This is a genomic window from Clostridium sp., from assembly GCF_036642255.1.
GTDB lineage: Bacteria > Bacillota > Clostridia > Clostridiales > Clostridiaceae > Clostridium_J.
In genome coordinates, this window is record NZ_JAVWDJ010000073.1 from 1 (window position 1) to 10,065 (window position 10,065).

7 protein-coding genes are annotated in these 10,065 nt (G+C 32.2%); 5 read left to right on the forward strand and 2 right to left on the reverse strand.

Annotation, left to right across the window (positions count from 1 at the left end; all coding sequences use genetic code 11):
• The 4 genes from RR409_RS19840 to RR409_RS19855 all read left to right on the forward strand — a co-directional run.
• The coding region (locus RR409_RS19840; RefSeq protein WP_332559516.1) for a methyl-accepting chemotaxis protein at positions 1-1,644 on the forward strand (1,644 nt) is incomplete at its 5' end.
• 382 nt (positions 1,645-2,026) lie between these two features.
• Entirely contained in the window at positions 2,027-4,045 is a 2,019-nt protein-coding gene (locus RR409_RS19845) for a carbohydrate-binding domain-containing protein (RefSeq protein WP_332559517.1), read from the forward strand.
• 189 nt (positions 4,046-4,234) lie between these two features.
• Positions 4,235-5,095, forward strand: coding sequence for a DUF2268 domain-containing putative Zn-dependent protease (locus RR409_RS19850; protein ID WP_332559518.1), 861 nt, complete (start codon positions 4,235-4,237; stop codon positions 5,093-5,095).
• Between the two features lie 349 nt (positions 5,096-5,444).
• Positions 5,445-7,052 (forward strand): Na/Pi cotransporter family protein, encoded by a 1,608-nt coding sequence (locus tag RR409_RS19855; protein ID WP_332559519.1) that lies wholly within the window; start codon positions 5,445-5,447, stop codon positions 7,050-7,052.
• Between the two features lie 111 nt (positions 7,053-7,163).
• On the opposite strand, the gene RR409_RS19860 is transcribed toward RR409_RS19855, so the two are convergent.
• The gene (locus tag RR409_RS19860) at positions 7,164-8,114 is read right to left on the reverse strand and encodes an EamA family transporter (protein WP_332559520.1); all 951 of its coding nucleotides are present in this window, start codon (positions 8,112-8,114) and stop codon (positions 7,164-7,166) included.
• Positions 8,115-8,575: 461 nt separating this feature from the next.
• Complete coding sequence (locus RR409_RS19865; RefSeq protein WP_332559521.1) at positions 8,576-8,743, reverse strand: hypothetical protein; 168 nt, start codon at positions 8,741-8,743, stop codon at positions 8,576-8,578.
• A gap of 310 nt (positions 8,744-9,053) precedes the next feature.
• On the opposite strand from RR409_RS19865, the gene RR409_RS19870 reads away from it, so the two are divergent.
• Entirely contained in the window at positions 9,054-9,752 is a 699-nt protein-coding gene (locus RR409_RS19870) for an HD domain-containing protein (protein WP_332559522.1), read from the forward strand.
• Positions 9,753-10,065: the final 313 nt, after the last annotated feature.

Sequence of the window (10,065 nt, forward strand, 5' to 3'; positions counted from 1 at the left end):
AGTTTTGATGAAACACATGTTGCAAGAGCAATACTAAGAGGGGAAGCTACAGAGCTTACTGAGGACACAAGAAAAAGCACATCAGATGGACTATATTATAAATATGGTTATTTAGCACTGGAAAATGGTGGATTAGTTCAAGTAGGTCTCTTAGCAGATGAAGTTCAAAAATTTAATTCTTCAATAGAAATGCAAGCTATAATCAATGAATTGAGTAAAGAAGATGGAATAGATAACGCCTTTATCATAGATAAAGATATGAAAATAAACGCTCATAGTAACCCAAGTGAAATAGGCAAGGTTATAGAGGATGAAGAAATTAAGAAAGCTGTTATGGGTGGAAATGATTATAGTGATATAACCTTTATACCAGAGAAAAAAATAGATGTTTATAATATAATTGTGCCTTTAAGCAATGGAGATGATTTAATTGGTGCATTAAATGTAGGACTTTCAATGGAGAAAGTTAATACTTCAGTTTTGAAAATAATTGGATTGTCCATAGTGATATCTTTAGCTACTTTTATTATTGCTGGTGGGATTTTATTTGTATTGGCATCAAGTATCACTAAACCTATTAAGGAATTGGTAAAAGTCTCAGCAGACATTGCAGAAGGAAATTTAACTGGAGAAGTTAAAGTTAGAACAAATGATGAAATTGGACTTTTAGCTGATGGATTTAGAAAAATGTCTCATAATTTGAATGAGTCAATAGGGATAATTAATGAACAAGCTGCCACAGTAAGTGAAATGTCAAATTCATTAACCTCTAATTCCAAAGGAATGACAGATACTGCAGATGCAGTTGCAAGTTCAATTAATGAGGTTGCAAGAGGCTCAAGTGAACAAACAAATCATATGATTAATGTATCTCAGCTTGGAGAGGTACTTACTGAAGATCTAAATAATATAAATCATAAGGTAACATTAGTTAAAGAGAATTCAAGTGTTACAGAGGAAAAGGCTTTTGCAGGAAAAAATCATATGGATGAGCTTTTTAGTTCTATTGATAGAATTAAAAAGTCCTTTGAAGAAGTGTCGCAAAAGGTAAGTAACCTAAATAGTAGTGTATCAAAGGTAAACAATATAACAAATGTTATAGATGGTATATCAGAGCAAACTAATTTATTAGCATTAAATGCGGCTATTGAAGCAGCAAGAGCAGGGGAAAGTGGTAGAGGCTTTGCAGTGGTTGCAGATGAAGTAAGAAAACTGGCAGAGCAATCAAAACAATCAACTGAAGAGATACACAAACTTATTTCTAATATACGTTTAGAAACTTCAGAAGTAATAAATACATCAAATAATGTTAAGGGTTTAGTTGAAGATCAAGTAGGAACAGCAAAAAGCACAATAGACGCATTTAGCGACATTTTAAGTGCTATATCAACTATTCCACCACTAGTAGAGGATACCTATGTTTCTTTAAAAAGTACAATAGATGCTAAGGATGAAGTAATTTCAAAAATTAGTGATGTAACAACAATTTCAGAGGAAGCAGCAGCATCTTCTGAAGAAATAGCAGCATCCTCTGAAGAGTTATTATCCTCAGCAGAAGAAATTTCTAGTTTTGCTTCAGAGCTTAATTTAGTAGCCGAAAAATTAAAACAAAGCTCAGATAAGTTTACTGTAAAGGATAATTAGTTTGATTCTAATTTAAAGCCAATAATAAGTAAGGTGAATAACATAAATAAGCTGTCACATGAGTGTGGCAGCTTTTAATTTTTCCAAATAATCATGTAGATAAAGTGGCAGCAGGCTGCTTAGGGCTAAAAACTCAGAACGTAGATTTAGAGAAGTGCCTTTGTGAACAAAACAACTTTGCAATATGCAAACTCCATTAATTTTATTTAAGGTTTATTTAAGTTTAGTCTTATAAAATGAATTCATAAAGCAAAAGCAAATAAAATCCTCATCAAAAGGTGATTGAAGAAAATATGTTTTTCATTATTAAAATAAAGCAGAAAAATTTTATTAAGAAATAAAGCTTAATTAAATCAAGATAAAATAAATGGAGGAAATTATTATGAATAGAAAATCTATATATATGAAATTATTATCAACACTTTTAGCTACAACTCTTTTTTATGGTTGCAGTAAAACTCAGGTTCCAGAAACAAGTACTGAAGCGCAAACTGAAGCAGTGGCAACAAATTATACTAGCATAGGGGATAAGGATATTAGCAATGTTATAAGTGAATTGGTTACCTATGACAACGAGGACTATTATAGTGATTGGAAAAATGAAAGTCCAAATTATATTCAGTTAAATGGTACTGATGCAACTATAACTGGATCTGGAGCCGAAGTAAAGGATGGTAAAATCACTATAAAATCAACTGGAGTCTATGTGGTTAGCGGAAAACTAGACAATGGACAAATCCTTGTAGATGTGGCAGATAAAGGTACAGTTAAGCTTGTGTTAAACGGAGCAGAAATAAATTCTTCTGACAATGCACCAATTTATGTAATGAATGCTGGTAAAGCTATTATTTCTTTAGAAGAGGGAACGGAGAATATAGTATCTGATGGAGAAAAATATGTTCTAACTGATGGCTCTGGTGATGAACCTAGTGCAGCAATCTTTAGTAAAGACAATCTTATTATAAATGGAAAAGGTAAGTTAACTGTTCATGGAAATTATAATGATGGAATAGCTAGTAAAGATGACTTAAAAATCATTGGTGGAAACATCGAAATTCATTCAGTAGATGATGGATTAATAGGAAAAGACATGGTTGCAGTTAAAGATGGTAATATAACTATTGAAGCTGGTGGAGACGGAGTAAAAACAACAAATGATACAGAGGCTTCGAAAGGTTTTATAGCAATTGAGGCAGGAACTTTTAACATAAAAGCATCTAAGGACGGAATGCAAGGGGAAAGTTATGTGTTAGTAGCTGGCGGCTCCATTAATATAGAATCCGGTGGTGGAAGTGTGAATGGGGTTAAAAAAACTGATGAGGGGATGAAGGGCCAAAGACCAGGTAATGGCACTAAACCAACCACAACTCCTAATACTAATACAACAATAAACAATGATACAAACAGCAATACAAGCACAAGTACCACAGAAATAGAAACAGATAGTGCAAAAGCTATAAAAGCTTCTGGAGAAATTGCTATTAAAGGAGGAACCTTCAATATAGACTCTGCAGATGATGCTATGCACAGCAATAATAGCATTATCATAGCAGGTGGGGATATCTCAATTGCAGCTGGGGACGATGGTATTCACGCTGATACATCAATAGTAGCAAAAGGCGGAAAAATTAATATTACTAAAAGCTATGAAGGTATAGAAAGTTCAGTAATTACTATTTCAGGAGGTGAAGTCCATGTTACTGCAAGTGATGACGGTATTAATGTTGCTGGAGGTGCTGATGGATCTGCAGTAAATGGCCGTCCAGGTGAAAATAACTTCGCGTCCAATGGAGACAATAAACTTAATATAAATGGTGGATACGTTGCAGTTAATTCTACAGGAGATGGGCTAGATTCAAATGGATCAATTTATATCACTGATGGTACAGTTATTGTAAGCGGACCTACTTCAAGCGGCAATGGGGCTCTTGATTATGACGGAAACTTCGAAATCAGTGGAGGGTTCCTAGTATCTGCAGGAAGTTCAGGAATGGCACAGGCTTCTTCAGAACAATCAACTCAAAATTCTATATTAATGACTTATCCGCAAACACAAAAAGCAGGTACTATTGTTAATTTACAAGATAGTAAAGGAAATACAATAGCCACCTTTACTCCTGAAAAAGATTATCAATGTGTAGTAATCAGCTCACCACAGCTTAAAAAGGATTCAACTTACACCCTGTATTCTGGTGGAAAATCAAGTGGAGCTCAATCTGATGGCCTTTATACTGATGGAGAATATCAGGGTGGAACGAAAGTAGTTGAGTTCACTATTTCAAGTTCTGTAACATGGCTCAATGAATCAGGAATAACAACCCCTAGAAGTGCTGGTCCAGGAGGTCAAAATAAACCTGGATTTGGTGGAGGACAAACTAAGCCTGAAAAACCTAATCCTTAACACGGTAATAAAAATGGTACAACACTAAAATCATAAACACGAATTAAGTAGCGCAAACAAGAAGTTACTTTTTCATTTTAATATTACATTAAAAATTCTTATTGACTCTCACGTTGCGTGATACATTATTATAAATTTTGTAAGAACGGTGATATCACAAATCTAAGAAAATAATAAGGAGATAATGTAATGGAAATTATTATACAAGATACCTATAAACTATACAAAGAGATGATTAATCTACCTGAAGAACAACGAGGAGATTTCTTTAGTAATAAATTGATGGAACCTTTTAATCCAATGTTTGAGATAATGCATATGCCAAAGACACCAGAAGCATTGGCCAGCATTCCGTTAATTGGAAATGATGCAGAGATAATAGATATGCTAAATATTCTTGAAGAGGCTGATGTTTGGAACAATGCTAGAAAAACTATAGAAATTGCAACTGAAAGATTTAAAAATGCAGGTGTTGCTATTCCTGAAAAGGTAATAGTAGGGATTTTTTTAGGAAACTCAGTGGCCTTATCTCAAAATGAGGGATATACTGGCGTTGGTTCAATTCCTGGATATATACAGATAGTTATTGCACCTAATGAGAAAAATTTGCAAAAATTAAATTCTTGTATTGCTCATGAATTTCACCATAATGTATTATTCCACAATGCAACATGGAATTTTATGAATGTATCAGTAGGTAAGTACCTTGCTGTTGAAGGATTAGCAGAAAGCTTTGCAGCTAGCTTATTTGGTGAAGAATATATAGGACCTTGGGTTACAGGGGTTCAAGGTGAGGATTTGGAAAAATCAAGAGAAATAATCTCAAAGGCTCTAGATGTTCAAGGTTTCATGGAGGTGCGCAAGTACATTTTTGGAGCTCACCCTATGGTGCCAGGTTCAGAAGACCTTGGCATACCTTATTGTGGAGGTTATGCCGTAGGATATCATGCAGTTCAAGCTTTTATAAGAAAAACTGATATTTCTATAGAAAAAGCAACTATTCTCCATGGTGATGAAATTATGAAATTATCAGGGTACTTTAACCTATAATTTAACTATAAAAAGAGGCTATGGATCAAAGAAAATTTGATTTATAGTTTCTTTTTAATTTTTTAGGTTCCAAATTTAAAATCATTAAGATTCAAACTAAGTTGAGAAAAGTGTAAAATAAATTTAATGAAGCATAACATAGAATTAAAAAAAAGGGTAAATATTTTAATAAAGTTAATGTAGATTTAACATAAACATGTTATTATTAGTATGTTTGGGGTCTTTTTAGCGAATTCAGAACACAAAATTAAGAATGAAAGTTAAACAAGATATTCTAAGTAAAAGTTTAAGACGCAATTGTATTTCTAAATAGTGGAGATACAAAAATATTTTAAAGAGGAGAAATTAAATGGATTATAAAATGATTTTTTCATTATTAGGTGGCCTTGGTTTATTCATCTATGGAATGAGTCTCATGGGAACTGGATTACAAAAAGCTGCTGGTGCTAAATTAAAAAGAATACTAGAAGTTTTGACAAGCAATAGATTTCTTGCGGTTTTAGTAGGGGCTGGAGTTACAGCTATAATTCAAAGTAGTAGTGCTACCACCGTAATGACAGTTGGATTTGTTAACGCAGGTCTTATGAATTTATTTCAAGCTGCGGGAGTAATAATGGGAGCTAACATTGGTACAACAATGACAGCTCAATTGATAGCCTTCCAATTGACTGATATTGCACCATTTATATTAGCTATAGGTGCGTGTATGGTTCTTTTTGGAAAGAAAAAGAAGACTAAAGATATTGGTGAGATTGTGCTAGGTTTTGGTATCTTATTTGTTGGTATGACTATGATGGAAAGTTCAATGAGACCAATAAGAGAAATGGAAAGTTTCAAAAATCTTATCCTAGCTTTAGGTGAACATCCTGTAATGGGAGTTTTTGTTGGTATGGCTATGACAGCCGTAGTTCAAAGTAGTAGTGCTACCATAGGAATTTTAATGGCACTTGCTGCAAACAATGGAATACCTCTTGCTGTGGCACTTCCAATACTTTTCGGAGATAACATAGGAACTTGTGTAACAGCACTTTTAGCAAGTATTGGAACTACCAAAAATGCAAAGAGAGCTTCACTTATTCATTTAATGTTCAATATTACTGGAACTATAATATTTATGTCTGCATTCCCACTTGTATTAAAGTTTATACCAACACTAGGTGGAGATGTGCAAAGACAAATTGCTAATGCCCATACACTATTTAATGTAACAAACGTATTTATTCAAGTTTGGTTTATAGGTGTCTTAGTTGCAATAGTTAATAAGTTAGTGCCAGGAGAAGATAAAAAATCAACAGCATTAGTACTTCAACATCTTGATAGAAGATTATTGGAAACTCCTTCTATTGCAGTTGGACAAGTTATTAAAGAAGTAGTGAGAATGGGAAATGTTGCTTCACAAAATTTAACAGACTCTATAAATGCTTTTGTAGATAATGATGAAAAACTAATTGCCGGTGTAAACGAACATGAAGAACTAGTTAACTTCCTTGAAAGAGAAATAACAGCTTACATGGTGGCTCTATCAAATACATCATTATCTGAGGAACAATCAGATATAATTACTTCTCTTTTTCATGTAGTTAATGATGTTGAAAGAATAGGAGATCATGCTGAGAATCTTGGAGAACTTGCACAATATAAAATTGATGGTAGTTTGCATTTCTCTGATACAGCTATAAAAGAACTTAAACACATGTATGAAAATGCAAAATACGCTATAGACAATGCCCTTGTTGCCTTAGAAAACTCTGATGTTGAAATGGCACAAAAGGTAATTGAAATAGAAAATAAAATTGATGATATGAATAGAGAATTAAGAACAGAACACATAGCACGACTTAATAAGCATGAATGTAGTCCAGAGTCTGGAACTATTTTCTTAGATCTAATTTCAAACTTAGAAAGAGTTGGAGATCATTCAAATAATATTGCAGAAATTGTACTTAGCTATAAGTAAGAAACTTTAGATAAATAAGATTACCCCATACATTTGTATGGGGTAATTATATTTTTGTTAAAACAATTTATCCTACTTATTTGTGAAGAAATGAAACTTATTAGTGAAAACCTACTCTGCAGCCCTTGTCTCAATAGAATTTAAACTTTCGGTAGATTTTGAAGAAATCACATTTACCTTTGACCTCTGCACTAGAATTACTCCAAATAAGATTATTATTGTGGCTAAAACTATTTTTAAAGAGATAGCTTCATCCAAAACTATGGCTCCTAAGATTACTGCCACTGGGGGATTCACATAAGCATAGGTACCAGCCTTAGCTGCTGGCCATTTCTGCAAAATATAAATATAACAGCTATAGCCAATAATGGACCCAAAAACAACTAGATACAATAATGCTCCGAGGCCTTTAGGGGTAAATTGTGCCTTTTGAAATTCACCAAGGAAACCTCCGATTATGGATAAACAAATTCCTCCAGAAAGCATTTGAATAGCAATATTGGATACTGTTGAGGCAGAAGAAGTGAAACTTTTAGAATAAACTGACCCTGAGGCCCAAGATAGTGCACCTACAATTAGTAGTGCCAAGCCAATAATATCTACGGTAGCTTTATTTAAATCTGAAAGCACTAAAAAAGCTACACCTGCAAAACCAATTAATAGTCCAAGCCATCCCTTTTTATTGAGCTTTGGCTTAGATGGTAAAAGAGATTCTATAATTGCCATGAAAAGTGGTACAGTGGCAACCATTAAAGAAGCTATTCCCGAACTAACCCGTGTTTCAGCCCAAACAACTCCACCATTTCCTCCAACTAAAAGAAATATCCCTACGATAGAGATTTTCAATATCTCTGAAAAGTTTTTTGGCATAGCTAAGCCTTTGAATTTAGCATATCCTAGCATTAATGAACCTGCTATTATAAATCTTATTCCTGCAAATATCGTTGGTGGTAATTCACCCACGCCAATTCTTATTGCAAGATAAGTAGAACCCCAAAAAATACAAACAGCAATATACGCCAGTATTATTTGCTTTTCTTCCTTCTTAGAATTGTTTTCCATTTTCATTCCTCCATCCCTAATTTACATTTATATTTATATTTATATTTATATTTATATTTTTGTTTTTAATCTTTTTTATTCTATAATAAGTTACGTAAAGAAACGGTAGCAGAGTTTAATTAATGTGTTGTAATTTTAGGGTATATTTTATAACTTATATAAGTTAAAACCCCTTAAAGTGGCATAAATACTATATATTCTTATAAATATAACAATATAAGAATATTTGTTTTTATATTTAAAACAATGCTTATTTCTTAAATAATATAAGTGAAATAAATTATTATGATTTGGTGAAAAATGAGAACATGACTTAAATTATAGGTTTATTTTTAAAGGCAATATGATATAATATAAGTAAGAAAAGCTTAGTGTTGGTGACACTAAGCTATCCTAGAACGTTTTTGTTTTGGGGCTATTGGATAAAAACTTAATGGTTAATTAGTTTTAAGAGTAAAGCACTATTCTTGGTCGGATGGGTGCTTTTTCTCTTTGCTATTAATTTCTATGTGCAAGCCAAGAAATTTCAAATTAATCAGCATAGATGAAATGAAAATATTATGTTTTAAAGCAAGTTTAATAACATAAATAGCAAATCCACCTATAATTATTAATTTTAACATATCCAATACCACCCCCTTAAGCAATGATGAAAACTCACCAATAGCCCAAGGTGGAGAAACGTACAACCACCGTAGCCATCCAGTTCTACGGGTTATCTTTTACATAAAAAGTATATCATAATAATTAAATGAAGCATAGCAAATTATGGATTAGAATCACCTAATTTGTTATTAATAAATTAGAGGTATATGTTTACATTCACTAAGTATTTAATCCTAATAATCCTTTAAAATATCGTATTATTTAGAAGTGAATATATGGTATATTTATCTAGTAAACACATTACTTATATTGAATCAATAGGAGAGGGTTACTATGGATGAAAGTATTTTAGAGGTAGGCAAGAGATTCCTTGTTTCTTATTTAAAGGATAGAACTATTAATTATGATTGCGTCATCCCTTGGCGAAATAGCTGGGAATTTATTGTTTTACACTCCCTTAGAGTTGAAGGATATGTTAAGAAGCTTTTAGAAAGTGAAAATCATGAGTTAACTCAAGAAGAAGTGATAATGACTCATTTAGCTGCAATACTACATGATGTGGGTAGAGTTCACCAAAGACAAGAACATGCATTATTGGGGAGAAATATTGTACAAGCATGGTTAAAGGAAAATGAAACAGTAGCTAAGAATATAAAAGATTGTGATAGATTACTATATTTAATTGAAAAGCATTCAAATAAGGAAGATGGGGATGCAGATTACGCCTTAAAAATATTACGAGATGCTGATATTCTGGATGAAATTGGTGCTATGTCAATATTTATGTCTTCCACTACCATAGATAGAAGCAACCCCTATTTTTTTAAGCTGCTTAGAGATAGAGTTGAGAGCTTTGAAGTAAATTTTTGCGATGATGAGTTCAAGTTATTAAATACAGAAACTGCAAAAGTAATCTTAAGTGAAAAGAAGAAGTTTATAGTTGATTTCAACAAGCAGTTAAAAGAAGAACTATATGGCACTGAAAACTTCGGGGAAGTTAATATAGAAGATTATTTTCACCACTTAGCATAGCATAGATTGAGAATTACCTTCATTAAATTTTGTGAATTAATCTTAGTAAGTAGAAGGTTATTTCTCTATTTAAAGGAAGGTGTAAACTAAAGATTATGCAGGTATTAAAATAACATAAATATTCTTTGAAAAAACAATTTCTTTTATAGTATTGGACCTAGGTCAATATTTTGGATACTCCCTTTCATATATTTATCTTAATATTTTATAGCTGAATGTGTCCAAAAATTATACTAGCACCAAAAAAAATAAAAAAATAAATAAATAAATAAATAAATAAATAAATAAATAAATAAATAAATAAATAAATAAA